Source organism: Pseudorhizobium halotolerans (assembly GCF_902153235.2).
Classification (GTDB): domain Bacteria; phylum Pseudomonadota; class Alphaproteobacteria; order Rhizobiales; family Rhizobiaceae; genus Neorhizobium; species Neorhizobium flavum.
Map to the genome: position 1 here is coordinate 345,250 of NZ_CABFWE030000005.1, position 14,474 is coordinate 359,723.

The following is a 14,474-nucleotide window of genomic DNA, read 5'->3' on the forward strand; positions in this document are numbered from 1 at the left end:
AAAATGCGCTACGCCTCCATAACAGACCGTCTTGCCGATCTCGGTTCCGGCCGCTGGGCGGTGCACACCGCCGCTCGCCAGATGAAGCAGGAAGACGCCGATATCATCGAGCTCACTATCGGCGAGCCGGATGTCGCGCCGGACAAGGCGCTCCTTGACGAGGCGACGAGGTCCATGCATTCCGGACGCATCCGTTACTCGAATGGACGCGGCGAGCCCTCCGTACTGAAGGCGCTGGTCGAGAAGTATGCGAAGCGCCGCACCGGCGTGTCGGAGGAGAACTTCCTCTGCTTCCCCGGCACCCAAACAGCCCTCTACGCCGTAATGACGGGCCTGGTCGAAACCGGTGACGCTGTACTCGTCGGCGACCCGCTCTACGCAACCTATGAAGGGGTGATCGCCTCCACCGGTGCCCAACCGGTTATGGTTCCGCTTCGTCCTGAGAAGCAGTTCCACATGCAGGCCGAGGACCTGGAACGGGCGATCACGCCCAACTCACGCGTGGTGCTCCTCAATACACCGCACAATCCGACCGGCGCAGTACTGACCGCCAGTGAAATTTACGCGATCGGGGAAGTCTGCCGCAAGCACGACCTCTGGATCGTTTGCGACGAGGTCTATGAGCAACTGGTATTCGATGACGTCTCGTTTGCATCGCCATTCGACATGCCGGAACTGGCAGAGCGGACCATCGTGGTCTCGTCGATCTCCAAGTCCCATGCGGCGCCGGGCTTCCGCAGCGGCTGGGCCGCAGGCCCTGCAGAGTTCTGCAACCGCTTGCTTCCCGTCTCCGAGACGATGCTCTTTGGTGTCCAGCCGTTCATTGCAGATATGACGGCGCTCGCGCTTTCGCAGGACTTCCACATGGCGCCGACCATGCGCGCCAACTACCGCCGGCGCGCGGAGATTGCAGCCCAGGCTTTCGCCGGCAACAATCTTGTGAGACCCATGCTGCCGGAAGGAGGAATGTTCATCCTTCTCGACATCTCCGCAACCGGCCTCACCGGGCTTCAATTTGCTTGGGAGCTTCTGCAGCAGGAAGGTGTCGCGGTCATGCCCGGAGGATCGTTCGGCCGGCAGGCCAACGGCTTCCTGCGCATCTCCCTCACGGTTCCCGACGACACGCTGCTCATCGCCATGAAGCGCATCTCGGACCTAGCCGATCGCCTTATGGCGCCGGAAGGACGACGCGCGACCGCCTAAGCGGCGAAGGCAGGTCATTTCAGCCGTGAAATGACCTGCGCACCGAAGACATCGATGAACTGCAACTGATTGCGTCCGACATTGTGGACGTAGATCTGCTCGAAACCCATGCCCATGTCTTCCTCGAGCCACGCAACGTGGCGAGAGGGATCGGCCGAGATGCGGACGAACTCGTCCATATCTTCGGGCCTGACCCGGGCGCAGGCAGCATCGAACTCCTCCGGCGTCCTGAGCGTCTCGGCGACTGCGGCGGGCAGCGTATTGCTCCGCCACTGATCGTATGCGTTCTCGCGGGCTTCTGCGTCAGTCGGGGCATAGGAAACGTGAACCTGAAGATAGGCCGGCTTTCCTTCACCGCCGCCACGACGGAAAGCCTCGACAATCTGGGCCAGCTTGTCTCGCGGCTGGTTGATCGTTATCAGCCCGTCCGCCCATTTCCCCGCCCATTCGGCCGTGGCGATGGAAAGTGCGCCGGCAATCACGTTCGGAGCCTCTCGCGGAAAGGTATGGAGCCTTGCCTCATCCACCAGAATGGGGCTCTCGCGACTGACCGTGTTGCCGTCCCACAGCGACCGGATGATCTCGACCCCAGCCAGGAGTCGTTCATTCCTCTCGGGCTTGGACGGCCAGCGTTCCCCGACCACGTGCTCGCTGAGGGCCTGTCCGCTCCCGACTGCCATCCAGGGAAAGCGGCCAGGGAAGAGTTCTCCAAGGGTCGCCGCCGCCTGGGCGGTGATCACGGGATGATATCGCCAGCCCATCGGTACGGTAATCAGCCCAAAGGGTATCGTCTTCGTCGCCTGCATGGCGGCACCGAGGAAGGTCCAGACGAAACCTGACTGTCCCTGCCGCTCGCTCCAGGGCGCCAGATGATCGGAGGACATGACAGCTCCGAAGCCGGCATTTTCCGCCGCTTGGACGCAAGCGACGAGTTCGCTTGGGGAAAACTGCTCGTGGGACGCGTGGTAACCGATGATCGTCATGGCACCTAGAAGGCGGAAACGCTCGCTTGGTTCCGTTGAAACCGTCAGCCGCGCTTCAAGCTGCGGGCTTTGAGTTCCTCTTCCCACCCGAAGATGCTGCGTCCGCCCAGGGCGTGAGAATCGCGAAATTCGCCAACCACGATTTCCTTGAGATCCGGGCCAGTCGCATATTGCTCCAGGCGCCGCGCCTGATCGTCCAGCCGTTTCAGCGCCTGCAATTCCTCTTCTCGACCCAACCTGCCCTTGCTGACCGCGGACTTCATTACCCGTATCGTCTCATCATAAACCTTGAGCGGAACGGGAAACGGGTGGCGGTCCTTGCCACCGTGAGCGAGCGAGAAGCGCGCGGGGTCGGAAAAGCGACAGGGGGCGCCGTGAACGACTTCCGCGACCATGGCAAGCGCCTTCACCGTGCGCGCGCCGACACCGGGCGTGAGCAGCAATTGCTGGAAGTCGGCGGGTCCACGGTCCGCCGCCGCTGCCAGGGTGCCGTGAAGACGCTTCATGTTGACGTCCTTCTCGCGGACATCGTGATGGGCCGGCATGACCAGATGTGGCAGCATCGGCTGCGATACATCGCCCGGCTTTTCGCGCCGCTCGAGTGAAACGAGCTCGCTGACGATCCGGTCCGGCCCGAGGCTTTTAAGCATGTCCAGTTGCGACATGCGGGACGCATCCGCTCGCCGGTCGGCCAGGTTGACGATCCGGCCCTGCTCTTGCCCCTCGATGGCCGCATGGGGCGAGTCCAGAAAGCTCTCCAGCCCCTCCGACAGCCAGTGATAACGCCGGGCCTGTCGCCGGTCGCCGTTCATTCCCTGCTGCACCACCACCCATTTCCCGTCGTCGGTCACGATGAACCCGTGCAGATAGAGATCGAAGCCATCCTGCACGGCCGCACTGTCGACCTTGGCGACGAGCCGGCTGGTGGTGGCGAGAGACGCTCCGTCGATCCCGATGCGATCGCCGATTGCCGTGAGTTCGTCCGGTGTCCTGCGCGAATGCTGTCCTCGTCCGCCGCAGACATGGATGCCGAGCTCCGCCGAAAGCGGCGTCAGCCCGCGCTTCAGGGCATCGATCACGCTAGTCGTAATGCCGGAAGAATGCCAGTCCATCCCCATCACGGCGCCGAAGGACTGGAACCAGAATGGATGCGCCATGCGGCGGAGGAATTCGTCGCGACCGTAGTGGTGGACCACGGCCTCGGTGATCAGCGCACCGAGGCGGGTCATGCGCTGCCCGAGCCATTGCGGAACGCGGCCGCCGTGAAGCGGAAGATCAGCGCTGCCTGCTCTCTGTGCCATGTCCGGTCCTTCTCCAGATCAAGCTTATATAGCTGGAATCCGAGAACGAAACAGGATCATTCTAATACGCCGGCCGGAAATCCCGCAGCCGTTCTTCCAGCAGGGAGATCGTCGCGACATCCGCATTGGCAAAGGCAAAGCGGAGATAGGCCTCCTGGCCATCGCCGAAATAGGCGCCTGGAATGCAGATGATGCCCGCCTCCTTGGCCAGACGCTCGGCTACGTCAGCCGACCCGAGGGCCGGAAAGGGATGGCGAACGAAGGCGAAATAGGCGCCGAGCGAATCGACCCGCCACTCCGGCAGATTCGCCATCGTCTGCGTCAGGGCCTCGGCACGGCGGACGATTTCCTGCCGGTTGCCCTCCCGCCAGTCCGCCAGCATTGGCAGGGCCCGTGCGACCGCGGCCTGTGCCGACCTCGGCGCGCAGATTTGCAGATTGTCCATGACCTTGGCGATCTGCTCGACCGTCTTCGACCCGGCGGTGATTGCACCCAGGCGGTGGCCCGGAATGCAGAGAGACTTCGAGAAGCTGTAGAGACTGATCAGGTGCTCCTGCCAGTCATCCCGGGCGAAGAGGCCATGGGGTGCACGGCCTGCCTCGGGCAGGAAATCGCGGTAGGTTTCGTCGAGGATCAGCCAGATGTCCCTTGCGCGGCACAGCTCGAAGATCGCCAGCAGCAGGTCGGGCGGATAGACGGCTCCTGTCGGATTGTTCGGCGAAACGAGCGCGAGAGCGCGCACGTCGGGCGTGATGGCGGCCGCGATCGTATCGGGTTTCGGAAGGAAGCCGTCCTCCGGTCGGCAGGCGACGGTGCGCATCTTGACGCCCATCATCGCCAGCGTCGTGTCGTGATTGAAGTAGAAGGGATTGGTCATCAGCACTGTCTGGCCGGGGCCGGCGACGGTCATGGCGGCACTGGCGAAGGCTTCATTGCATCCCGAAGTGACGTGGATGTTTTCAGGTGTCAGCGTCGCGCCATAGACCTGGCTAACGTGCTCCGTGTAGGCTCGCCGCAGATCGGCATCACCCTCGATCGGGCCATAGCCGCAATAGGCGGTCGAAGAGGCCATTTCGCCGAGCAGGGCCAGCATGTCGGGATGTGGCGGATAGCCCGGTACCGCTTGCGAGAGGTCGATCAATGGGCCGCGCGACCCGTCATATGCCCTGCCCCAGGCAAAGACCGATGGAACGGGCGGCGGGGCGAGCTTCTCGACGAGGGGATTGAAGGCAGGCATGGTAAATCCGAATAGAGGCGATTGCGGCAACTGGCATTGATTTGGCCTCCACATCTACCAGTTTATTGCCCCTGGCAAGGACGAGATCTCCACGGAAGGACATGTCATGGGCGACGAGCCTACCCAGCCCGAGGATAGCAAGCTGACGCGCAGCAAACGGGCATGGGCACACGAAGGCCGCTTCCTGACGGGCAGGACCGCGCGCCCTGAGACCGAACGGCTCCCGCCTGGGCAGCACCTGGTGAAGAACTGGCCGGTCCTGGATCTCGGTGAGCAGCCGGAGGTATCGACGGCAGAATGGCGTCTTGACGTTGCCGGCCTCGTGCAGAACCCTCGCTCACTGGACTGGAATGCCCTGCTCGCCCTGCCTCAGACGGAGCGCCGCTCCGACATTCACTGCGTCACAACCTGGTCCCGCTACGACAATGACTGGACGGGTGTCTCTACTCGTGACCTCATGGACATGGTCGCCCCCAGGGACGAGGCAGCCGCCGTGATGCTGACGAGCTATGATGGCTACACGACCAACCTCCTGCTTGCCGACTTCGCGGCAGAGGATGCCATCCTCGCCCACAGTTGGCAGAATAAACCGCTGGCGACCGAACACGGAGGCCCCGTGCGGCTTGTGGTACCGCACCTGTATTTCTGGAAAAGCGCGAAGTGGTTGAAGCGGATCGAGTTCATCCGATCCGATCGCGCCGGTTTCTGGGAGCAGAACGGCTACCACATGCGGGGCGACCCGTGGGCCGAGCAGCGTTACGCCGATGATTGAGCGACCGGAGGGGTTACTTTCCCTCCCGCAGGAAATTGATCAGCCCCGAGAAATCATCGCCCCCGTGCCCCAGCGCGGCAAACCGCTCGTATAGATCCGCGGCATGGGCTCCCATTTCCGTTTTTGCGCCCGCCGCGCCCGCCGCGTCCTGCGATAGCTTCAGGTCCTTCAGCATCAGGGCCGCGGCAAATCCCGGCTTGTAGCCGTGGTTCGCCGGGGACGTCGGCACCGGGCCCGGCACCGGGCAATAGGTGTTGATCGACCAGCATTGGCCTGACGAGGTCGACGCAACATCGAACAATGCCTGATGGGACAGACCCAGCTTCTCGCCCAGGACGAATGCCTCGCAGACCCCTGCCATCGTGATGCCGAGGATCATGTTGTTGCAGATCTTGGCCGCCTGTCCCGCACCCGCATCGCCGCAATGCACGATCCGCTTGCCCATCTTCTGGAGGACCGCCTCCCCCCGTGCGAAGGCTTCGTTCGCCCCACCGACCATGAACGTCAATGTGCCGGCAGTCGCACCACCAGTACCACCCGAGACCGGCGCGTCGAGCGAGAGGCAACTGGCGCCCTTCGCCAGGGAATGCGCCTGCCTTGCACTTTCGACGTCGATGGTTGAGCAGTCGATGAGGAGCGTGCCGGGCGCCACGGCGGCAATCAGTTCCTCCCAGACCGACAGCACATGCTTGCCAGCCGGCAGCATTGTCACGACGACGGCTGCCTCTTTCACCGCCTCCACAGCACTTGCAGCCACCGAAACACCGTTCCCCGTAGCGGTCTCGCGCGATTCCGGCGACAGATCGAAGCCCGCGACCTGGTAACCTGCCTTCGCGAGATTGGCCGCCATCGGCCCGCCCATGTTTCCCAGCCCGATGAACGCAACGCGGTCTTTCATGTCTTTCCTCCCGTAAGCGGACGGCGCAGCATGCCGCCGGTCCAAAACTCTCTCGCGATAGCCTCTAGGATGTACGCCCGATCAGCGAGCGCGCAATGATCACGTTCATGATCTCGTTTGTCCCCTCGAGGATCTGGTGCACCCTCAGGTCACGCACGATCTTCTCGATCCCGTATTCAGCGAGGTATCCATAGCCGCCATGCAGTTGCAGCGCGGTGTTGGCCACGTCGAAGCACCGGTCCGTCACCAGCCGTTTCGCCATCGCACAGAGGGTTGTCGCATCGTGAGCCTTGGTATCCAGGGAAGCGGCGGCGCGCCAGAGGAACGTTCGGCACATTTCCAGATTGGCGGCCATATCCGCCAGGGAAAACTGCAGTGCCTGGAAAGCCGTCAGAGGTTGCCCGAAGGCACGTCGTTCTCCCATGTAGGCAAGCGCCTTGTCGAAGGCCGACTGCGCGCCCCCGAGCGAGGCCGCGGCAATGTTGAGGCGCCCGCCATCGAGGCCCGCCATCGCAATCTTGAACCCGTCTCCCTCTTCGCCCAGCCGATTAGCGACGGGAACGCGCGCGCCATCGAGAATGACCGCCCGCGTCGGCTGCGCATGCCAGCCCATCTTGCGCTCATCAGCGCCGAACGAAAGACCAGGCGTATCCGCCCGCACGACCAGGGTCGAGATGCCTTTCGGACCGTCATCTCCGGTCCGCACCATGACAACGTAGACATCTGAGGCGCCCGCACCGGAGATGAACTGCTTCTGGCCGGAGACCACATAATGATCACCTTCCCGAACCGCCCGTGTCTTGAGAGCCGCAGCGTCGGATCCGGACCCCGGCTCGGTGAGGCAATAGCTTGCCAGCCTCTCCATGGTCACGAGCCCGGGTAGCCATTGCTCCCGCTGCTGCTGGTTGCCGAACCGATCGATCATCCAGGCGCACATGTTGTGGATGGAGATATAGGATGCGACTGCCGGACAACCGGACGCAAGCGCCTCTATGATGAGGGCCGATTCGACACGCCCAAGCCCTGTGCCTCCGATATCGTCGCGAACATAGATGGCCCCCATACCAAGGGCACCGGCATTGCGGATCGTTTCGACGGGAAAATGCTTCTCCCGATCCCATTCCAGGGCGAACGGCGCAATTTCCTCACGGGTGAAGTCCTGAGCCATCTGCCGTATGGCAGCCTGCTCCTCGGTGAGCGTGAAATCCATGTCTGACCTCCCTTGGCCTCCCGCCAAGCTCAGGGGCGGATTTTGCACAAGCCGGCCGCTTGCGCCAGCACGGTCTTCCGTTCTCCAACCATTTGCCAACGCAAGGTCAGCGCGCGAGTGCGACCGACTTCACCACCGCATAGACCCGTCGACCCGTCGAAAGGCCCAGCCGGTCACGGGAGAAGGCGGTGATCCGCGCGAAGATCCGCACTTCACCAATGGCGATCGCGACGCGAACTGACCCGTCGGCATCGTCCTCGAACCCGGATATCGTACCGGGAAGGATGTTCAGCGCACTTATCCCGGCCGGCATCTCTGTTGCAATCATCACATCCCGTTCCGGGATATGCAGGCGCACGGATTGGCCTTCATGCAGGGCCGGATCGGAAACCGTGATCTCCACGGATTCGGCAGCTACGACGGCCAGTCCGTGACCAGCCTCTACCGAGCGGACAACCCCGCTCAGGACAGCACCTGCATCGCGACGCTCATGGGCGGATAGAAGGTGCCCCTTGAGAACCTCCGACGGCGAGCCGATCGCGGCAACGCGCCCGTCTCGCATCATGACGACGCGATCGGCCAGCTGCCCAACCTCGGTGACGGAATGGCTGACATAGACGATCGGGATTCCTGCCTCGTCCCTGAGGCGGCCGAGATAGGGGAGGATCTCCGCCTTACGGTCGTCGTCGAGGGCAGCAAGCGGCTCGTCCATGAGCAGCAGCCGCGGGGAGGACAGCAAGGCGCGCCCGATCGAAACGCGCTGGCGTTCGCCTCCGGAGAGGTGAGTTGGCGGCCGGTCAAGCAAGGATGCGATACCGAGGAGGTCGACTACCCGCTCGAATGCGCGCGCGTCCTTCCTCGCGGACGCGAACCACTGACCAAAGCCCAGATTACGTCGCACGCTCAGATGCGGGAAGAGCCTTGCCTCCTGAAACACATATCCGAACCGCCTGCGGTGCGGCGGCACAAAGCGATCCTTCTCCGTGTCCAGCAGGATCTCCTCATCAAACAGCACTTTTCCCGACTGGGGTTTTGCGAGGCCGGAGATTGTCCGCACAAGGGAGGTCTTGCCGGAGCCCGATTGGCCGAACAATGCCGTCACGCCACCCTCGGCGGTGAAGGCCGCGTCCAGATGGAAGTTCCCGAGAGCCTGCTTCACCTCAACGGTCAGTCTCATGATACGACAGCTTTCTGTCCCACCAGCCGCGCCACCCATTCGGATGCTATCAGCGCTGCGAAGGAAATGCCGATCGCGACCATCGTCAGCCGCATCGCCCCGGCGTCACCCCCCGGCACCTGCGTAAGGGTGTAGATCGCGGCCGACAGAGTCTGTGTCTCTCCGGGGATATTTGACACGAAAGTAATCGTCGCCCCGAACTCTCCCATCGCCTTCGCAAAGGAAAGGATCATGCCGGCGATGATGCCCGGGGCGGCGAGCGGCAGCGTGACTGTGACAAATACCCAGGCAGGACGGGCGCCGAGCGTGCTTGCCGCCTCCTCCAGCTTCGTGTCAACAGCCTCCATAGAAAGGCGGATCGACCGCACCATCAGTGGGAATCCCATAATCGCGCAGGCAAGCGCTGCTCCCGTCCACCGGAACGAGAAGCTGATGCCGAACCAGTCATAGAGGAAGGAGCCGACCGCACCCTGCCGGCCGAAGGTCACCAGGAGAAGAAATCCCGTGACCACGGGCGGGAGGACGAGCGGCAGATGAACGATCCCGTTCAGGAAGGACTTGCCCCAGAACCGACCGCGTGCGAGCAGGAACGCTATGGCGATGCCAGCCGGCAGGCTGCATGCGACTGCTACCGTCGCAACCTTCACGCTCAGGCGGACGGCCGTCCATTCCTCCTCGCTCAGCGCCAGCCAGTCCACTTTCTTCCCCCGCTCATCAGCGACTGGTCCCGCGACCCGCCCCCTTAACGGATAAACGCGCGACAACGGAAAATCTACGCCGCAATGCCCGCACCGGATCGGAACTTTTGCTGCGCACCGAGGTTCGTGTCCCGGAACTTCAACCCATTTTGGAGAATGACATGGCTGACACCAGCGCGACCCGTGAGATCTTTGTGACCGGCCTGAAAAACGCTCACACGATGGAAAACCAGGCTCTGTCGATCATGAAGCCGCAGGTTTCGAGAATTGAGAACTACCCGGAAGTCGCCCGCCGCCTTGAGGAGCATATCCGCGAGACGGAAGGGCAGATGACGCGTCTCGAAGAACTGCTTCAGCAACTGGATGAAAGCCACTCCTCCATGAAGGACATGGCGCTTTCCTTCACCGGCTCGATGGCGGCAATGGGCCACACGATCGCGGGCGACGAGATCGTCAAGAACTCCTTCGCCAACTTCGCCTTCGAGAACTACGAGATTGCTGCCTACAAGTCTCTTCTGACTGTGGCAGAACTCGGCGGCTTCCAGTCAGCAACCTCCGCCCTCCAGGCAAACCTGCAGGAGGAGCAGAACATGGCGAAATGGATCGACGACAACCTGCGCACCGTGACAACGCGCTTCGTGGAACTCCGCGAGGCCGGCGAAAGCGCCAAGGTTTAAGTCTGCACGATACACTTTACGAAAGAAGCGGCGCCGTCAGGCGCCGTTTCTTTCCTGAACGTCACGAAATCACTATTGATCGGTTTCGCGCGATCGCGCCTCAGACCTGTTCCCGACGACCCGTCGCGGCCGATCGAAGCATTGCCTCGATCAGGCGATGGACCTTCAGTGCCTCTCGGCCGCTCACCTTGGGGGAGCGCCCTTTCTCGACGGCATCCACGAAGTCTTCGATCACAGCACGATGATGCATGTGCGAGAACGCCATCGGATCGGCACCCGCACCGCCGCCGACCTCACCATCGTCCATCTCGATGTCGGAGCCATCGTGAAACTTCGCGATGAGTGTCGCGCCTTCTATCCTCGCCATCCCCCTGGTGCCGATCACTTCGATCGCATCAGGCGTACCGGGATAGGCGCAGGTGGTTGCACCCACGGTCCCTATTGCCCCGTTCCCATAGCGGATTGCTCCGGCGACGAGGTCCTCCGTCTCCATGCGATGCACCGGTGTTGTCACCGCATAGGCCATGGTTTCCACTGGAAGACCGCCAACGGAAATCAGAAGGTCAAGCGTGTGAATCCCCTGCGTCAACAACACGCCGCCGCCATCCCTTGCCTTCGTCCCGCGACCGGGCTCGTCGTAGTAGCTCTGTGGCCTCCAATTGGACAGCCTGGCCGACGCACCCACAATCTGTCCCAACCGGCCATCGGCGACGATATGTGACATCGCGACGCTGACCGGCCGGAACCGGTGCTGCAGCACGACCCCGAGCGTCACCCCGGCCTTCTCACAGGTTTCGACCAGCGCCTCGGCGTTTTCCAGTGACACATCCAGCGGCTTTTCCAGCAGGACATGCTTGCCCTTGGAAGCGGCCTGCTCCACCAACTGGCGATGGGTATTTGGCGGGGTAAGGGTGAGGACTGCCTCGATAGATGGATCCTCGAAGATGCCGTCGAGGGTATCGGTGACCGGCATCCCCCACCGGCTCGCAAAAGTCTGGCGCCTTGCGGACGTCGGGCTGAAGGCCGCTATCACTTCAACACGATCCCGAAGATCGAGGAGGCTTTGGGCATGTGGCGCCGATGCCATACCCAGTCCGATCACCGCTATTCGCATACTTACCTCCTCTGCAGAAAATGGTTGTCATACAAAATACCGATTTTTGTATGTTGACATACCACACGTCGCTGCTCTAGCCATTCTTATGCCGAAGGAGGAGCGGCAGTCTCGATGAATTCACTGGTACACGAGGACGTATTGTTGCCGCCGGAACCCGGCGTCCGCTCGATTGCACGCGCTCTGTATCGGACCGTGTCAAACCTGCCGATCATCAGTCCGCATGGCCATACGGACCCCCGGTGGTACGCGCTCGACGAGCCCTTCCCCGATCCCGCCCAGCTTCTGATCGTTCCGGACCACTACATCTTCCGCATGCTATTCAGTCAAGGGATCGCACTGGAGGATCTCGGGGTAAGGCGGCTTGACGGAGCAGAGACCGAAACCGACGGCAGGCGGATCTGGAAGCTATTCGCAGAAAACTACCATCTCTTTCGTGGCACACCGACCCGCCTCTGGATGGACTACGTCCTGTCTTCCCTCTTCCACATCGAGGAGCCTCTGAACGCGGAAACGGCAGACAGCAGCTATGACCGCATCGCCGAGAAGCTCCGCCAGCCCGAGTACCGGCCGCGGGCCCTTTTCAAGCGGTTCAACATCGAGGCTATCGCCACGACGGAGGGAGCACTCGACGACCTGCGCTGGCACAGGATGATCCGCGAGAGCGGCTGGGATGGCCGTGTGGTGACGGCCTACCGTCCCGACGCGGTGGTCGATCCGGACTTCGAAGGCTTCTCCGCCAATCTCGATCAGCTGGGGGAGATCACCGGTGAGGATACCGGGACGTGGGCGGGCTATCTTGCAGCCCACCGCAAGCGCCGAGACTATTTCAAGTCCTTTGGCGCCACGTCCTCCGATCACGGTCATGCCACTGCGGACACGGCGAACCTCTCCGCAGCGGAGGCCGCCGCCCTTTTCGACAGGATCAGAAGCGGCAGGGGAGACGCCGGCGATCACCGCCAGTTCCGGGCGCAGATGCTGACGGAAATGGCGAAGATGAGCCTGGACGATGGGCTGGTCCTGCAGATTCACCCCGGCTCCTGGCGCAACCACTCGCCGTCAATGCTATCCTGCCATGGTCGCGACATGGGTTTTGATATCCCAACCCGTACCGACTATGTCGGCGCGCTGAAGCCGCTACTCGACGCGGTTGGCCTAGAGCGTGACCTCACCGTCGTGGTGTTCACCCTGGACGAGACCTCCTATGCCCGCGAGCTTGCGCCGCTGGCGGGTGTCTATCCGGCGCTGAGACTTGGACCGGCCTGGTGGTTCCACGATAGCCCGGAGGGCATGCGCCGCTTCCGGGAGATGACGACCGAGACCGCCGGCTTCTACAACACCGTCGGCTTCAACGACGACACCCGCGCCTTCCCATCCATACCGGCGCGGCACGATATTGCGCGACGCGTGGACTGCGCCTTTCTGGCGCGCCTCGTCGCCGAACACAGATTGAGGGAGGAGGAAGCCTTCGATCTGGCCAGGGAGCTTGCCTATACGCTCGCGAAAAAAGCGTATCGGCTTTGAGTGGCGCGTGGGCGCCGAGGAAACAGGGAGGAGAACATCATGTTGCATTTTGGAAAGGTCGCTGCTGCCTTCACGGTCGCAGCAACGCTGTTTGCGAGCACAGCGCTGGCGCAGACGGTACTGAAGTCGTCGGACACGCACCCGGACGGATATCCGACCGTTGAGGGCGTGAAATATTTCGGTGAACTGATCAAGGAGCGGACCGAGGGCCGCTATGAGGTCGAAGTCTACCACTCTGCCCAGCTTGGCGAGGAGAAGGACACGATCGAGCAGGTTCGTTCCGGCGTTCTCGAACTCAACCGCGTTTCCATGGCCCCATTCAACGGCACGGTGAAGGAATCGATCGTTCCGGCCCTGCCCTACCTCTTCCGCTCGGAAGAGCACATGCACAAGGTCATGGACGGTCCGATCGGCGATCAGATCAAGACGGCGTTCGAGGGAGCGGGCCTCGTGGTCCTGGCCTTCTACGACGCGGGTTCTCGCTCGTTCTACAACAGGACGAAGCCCATCAACAGCGTTGAAGACATGAAGGGCCTGAAGTTCCGCGTCATCCAGTCGGACATCTTCGTCGACATGGTCGCAGCACTTGGCGCAAATGCGACGCCGATGCCGTATGGCGAAGTTTATTCTTCCATCGAAACCGGCGTCATCGACGGTGCGGAGAACAACTTCCCGAGCTACGACACGGCCAAGCACTACGAAGTCGCGAAGCACTTCTCGCTCGACGAGCACACCATCCTTCCGGAAGTCTTCGTAATGAACAAGGCAGCCTTCGATCAGTTGACCCCTGAGGATCAGGAGATCTTCCGCCAAGCTGGAAAAGACAGCGTCGCCAAGCAGCGCGAACTCTGGGCGGCGAAGGTAAGCGAGTCCCGTAAGATCGTGGAAGAAGCGGGCGCGCAAATCACCACACCCGATAAGCAGGGCTTCATTGATGCCATGGAACCGGTTTATGCCAAGCACGTGACCGACCCTGTGCTCCAGAAGATGGTGGATGACGTCAAGGCTGTCCAGTAACGCAAGACCGGGGCGGCTGGTCTCCAGCCGCCCCTTTTTCGGGTGGACGTCGAACCTGAAACGATCTGCAACTGCCGCAAGCGCAATTAAGAGCACACCATGTCGGACCGCCTCAAACTTACGGCCGGGCTTCTCGGCCGGCTCAATACACTGGCTCTGTGGAGCGCCGGCATCGGCCTGATCCTGATGACCGCCTTCGTAGCCTGGCAGGTCTTCTGCCGTTACGTGCTCAACGACTCGCCCAGTTGGACCGAGCCCGGCGCGGTCATGCTGATGAGCTGGTTCATCTTTCTGGGGTCAGCGGTTGGTGTGCGGGAAAACTATCATCTCGGCTTCGACGTCCTCCTCTACGTGATCCCCCGTAGCGGCAAAAAATGGCTGCGTATGATCTCTGACGTCGTAGCGTTCGGCTTCGGCGTCGGCATGATCTGGTACGGCTGGGAGCTCATCCTGCTGACCTGGAACACGACGCTGCCGTCGCTCGGCATTTCAGGCGCGTGGGATTACGTACCACTGGTCGGCGGTGGGGTGCTGATCGTGCTGTTCACCCTGGAGCGTATCGTTTTGAGGCTCTCTGGCGCTCCGATCGACGACGTTCTGGACGAGACGCCGCCTGCGGAAGTTGCGGCCGAACTCGACACTGCCAACGTGAAGGTTTGATGC

At 62.2% G+C, this 14,474-nt stretch carries 14 protein-coding genes; 6 read left to right on the forward strand and 8 right to left on the reverse strand.

Annotated elements, in window-relative coordinates; translation table 11 throughout:
* Window positions 1-3 precede the first annotated feature (3 nt).
* Window positions 4-1,203 (forward strand): pyridoxal phosphate-dependent aminotransferase, encoded by a 1,200-nt coding sequence (locus FN060_RS06610; RefSeq protein WP_142587389.1) that lies wholly within the window; start codon window positions 4-6, stop codon window positions 1,201-1,203.
* A gap of 14 nt (window positions 1,204-1,217) precedes the next feature.
* Here FN060_RS06610 and FN060_RS06615 read toward each other — a convergent pair whose 3' ends face one another.
* The 3 genes from FN060_RS06615 to FN060_RS06625 all read right to left on the reverse strand — a co-directional run bounded on the left by FN060_RS06615 (window position 1,218) and on the right by FN060_RS06625 (window position 4,724).
* Entirely contained in the window at window positions 1,218-2,186 is a 969-nt protein-coding gene (locus tag FN060_RS06615) for a TIGR03885 family FMN-dependent LLM class oxidoreductase (protein ID WP_142587390.1), read from the reverse strand.
* A gap of 44 nt (window positions 2,187-2,230) precedes the next feature.
* Window positions 2,231-3,487, reverse strand: a complete 1,257-nt coding sequence (locus tag FN060_RS06620) for a DUF763 domain-containing protein (RefSeq protein WP_142587391.1) — start codon at window positions 3,485-3,487, stop codon at window positions 2,231-2,233.
* Window positions 3,488-3,548: 61 nt separating this feature from the next.
* Window positions 3,549-4,724 carry an aminotransferase gene (locus tag FN060_RS06625; protein ID WP_142587392.1) on the reverse strand — a complete coding sequence of 392 codons (1,176 nt, stop codon included), beginning with the start codon at window positions 4,722-4,724 and terminating at the stop codon, window positions 3,549-3,551.
* A gap of 106 nt (window positions 4,725-4,830) precedes the next feature.
* Between FN060_RS06625 and FN060_RS06630 the strand changes: the two genes are divergently transcribed.
* A complete protein-coding gene (locus FN060_RS06630; RefSeq protein WP_142587393.1) occupies window positions 4,831-5,496 on the forward strand; it encodes a sulfite oxidase-like oxidoreductase in 666 nt (221 codons plus the stop codon).
* 13 nt (window positions 5,497-5,509) lie between these two features.
* Here the strand turns inward: FN060_RS06630 and mmsB are convergent, their stop codons facing one another.
* The 4 genes from mmsB to modB form a co-directional block, all read right to left on the reverse strand.
* On the reverse strand, window positions 5,510-6,439 hold the full coding sequence (gene mmsB / locus FN060_RS06635; protein WP_280514319.1) for a 3-hydroxyisobutyrate dehydrogenase: 930 nt from the start codon (window positions 6,437-6,439) through the stop codon (window positions 5,510-5,512).
* 19 nt (window positions 6,440-6,458) lie between these two features.
* Entirely contained in the window at window positions 6,459-7,604 is a 1,146-nt protein-coding gene (locus tag FN060_RS06640) for an isobutyryl-CoA dehydrogenase (protein WP_142587395.1), read from the reverse strand.
* A 106-nt stretch (window positions 7,605-7,710) separates the two neighbouring features.
* A complete protein-coding gene (gene modC, locus FN060_RS06645) occupies window positions 7,711-8,781 on the reverse strand; it encodes a molybdenum ABC transporter ATP-binding protein (protein WP_142587396.1) in 1,071 nt (356 codons plus the stop codon).
* Window positions 8,778-9,479: a molybdate ABC transporter permease subunit gene (gene modB, locus FN060_RS06650; RefSeq protein WP_142587397.1), complete on the reverse strand. Its 702-nt coding sequence runs from the start codon at window positions 9,477-9,479 to the stop codon at window positions 8,778-8,780. Before modB ends, modC begins: the two co-directional genes overlap by 4 nt.
* A gap of 161 nt (window positions 9,480-9,640) precedes the next feature.
* On the opposite strand from modB, the gene FN060_RS06655 reads away from it, so the two are divergent.
* Window positions 9,641-10,156 (forward strand): ferritin-like domain-containing protein, encoded by a 516-nt coding sequence (locus tag FN060_RS06655; RefSeq protein WP_142587398.1) that lies wholly within the window; start codon window positions 9,641-9,643, stop codon window positions 10,154-10,156.
* Window positions 10,157-10,256: 100 nt separating this feature from the next.
* Here FN060_RS06655 and FN060_RS06660 read toward each other — a convergent pair whose 3' ends face one another.
* Entirely contained in the window at window positions 10,257-11,270 is a 1,014-nt protein-coding gene (locus FN060_RS06660; RefSeq protein ID WP_142587399.1) for a Gfo/Idh/MocA family protein, read from the reverse strand.
* 114 nt (window positions 11,271-11,384) lie between these two features.
* Between FN060_RS06660 and uxaC the strand changes: the two genes are divergently transcribed.
* The 3 genes from uxaC (at window position 11,385) to FN060_RS06675 (ending at window position 14,471) form a co-directional block, all read left to right on the forward strand.
* Window positions 11,385-12,794, forward strand: coding sequence for a glucuronate isomerase (uxaC, locus tag FN060_RS06665; protein ID WP_142587400.1), 1,410 nt, complete (start codon window positions 11,385-11,387; stop codon window positions 12,792-12,794).
* Between the two features lie 39 nt (window positions 12,795-12,833).
* Window positions 12,834-13,811 (forward strand): TRAP transporter substrate-binding protein, encoded by a 978-nt coding sequence (locus FN060_RS06670; protein ID WP_142587401.1) that lies wholly within the window; start codon window positions 12,834-12,836, stop codon window positions 13,809-13,811.
* A 99-nt stretch (window positions 13,812-13,910) separates the two neighbouring features.
* Complete coding sequence (locus tag FN060_RS06675) at window positions 13,911-14,471, forward strand: TRAP transporter small permease (protein ID WP_142587402.1); 561 nt, start codon at window positions 13,911-13,913, stop codon at window positions 14,469-14,471.
* Window positions 14,472-14,474 lie beyond the last annotated feature (3 nt).

Excerpts from the sequence above, each read along its gene's own strand:
- FN060_RS06610 (WP_142587389.1), top strand. The coding sequence starts at position 4 with ATGCGCTACGCCTCCATAACAGACCGTCTTGCCGATCTCGGTTCCGGC.
- FN060_RS06615 (WP_142587390.1), bottom strand. The coding sequence starts at position 2,186 with ATGACGATCATCGGTTACCACGCGTCCCACGAGCAGTTTTCCCCAAGC.
- FN060_RS06620 (WP_142587391.1), bottom strand. The coding sequence starts at position 3,487 with ATGGCACAGAGAGCAGGCAGCGCTGATCTTCCGCTTCACGGCGGCCGC.
- FN060_RS06625 (WP_142587392.1), bottom strand. The coding sequence starts at position 4,724 with ATGCCTGCCTTCAATCCCCTCGTCGAGAAGCTCGCCCCGCCGCCCGTT.
- FN060_RS06630 (WP_142587393.1), top strand. The coding sequence starts at position 4,831 with ATGGGCGACGAGCCTACCCAGCCCGAGGATAGCAAGCTGACGCGCAGC.
- FN060_RS06640 (WP_142587395.1), bottom strand. The coding sequence starts at position 7,604 with ATGGATTTCACGCTCACCGAGGAGCAGGCTGCCATACGGCAGATGGCT.
- modC (WP_142587396.1), bottom strand. The coding sequence starts at position 8,781 with ATGAGACTGACCGTTGAGGTGAAGCAGGCTCTCGGGAACTTCCATCTG.
- FN060_RS06655 (WP_142587398.1), top strand. The coding sequence starts at position 9,641 with ATGGCTGACACCAGCGCGACCCGTGAGATCTTTGTGACCGGCCTGAAA.
- FN060_RS06660 (WP_142587399.1), bottom strand. The coding sequence starts at position 11,270 with ATGCGAATAGCGGTGATCGGACTGGGTATGGCATCGGCGCCACATGCC.
- uxaC (WP_142587400.1), top strand. The coding sequence starts at position 11,385 with ATGAATTCACTGGTACACGAGGACGTATTGTTGCCGCCGGAACCCGGC.
- FN060_RS06670 (WP_142587401.1), top strand. The coding sequence starts at position 12,834 with ATGTTGCATTTTGGAAAGGTCGCTGCTGCCTTCACGGTCGCAGCAACG.
- FN060_RS06675 (WP_142587402.1), top strand. The coding sequence starts at position 13,911 with ATGTCGGACCGCCTCAAACTTACGGCCGGGCTTCTCGGCCGGCTCAAT.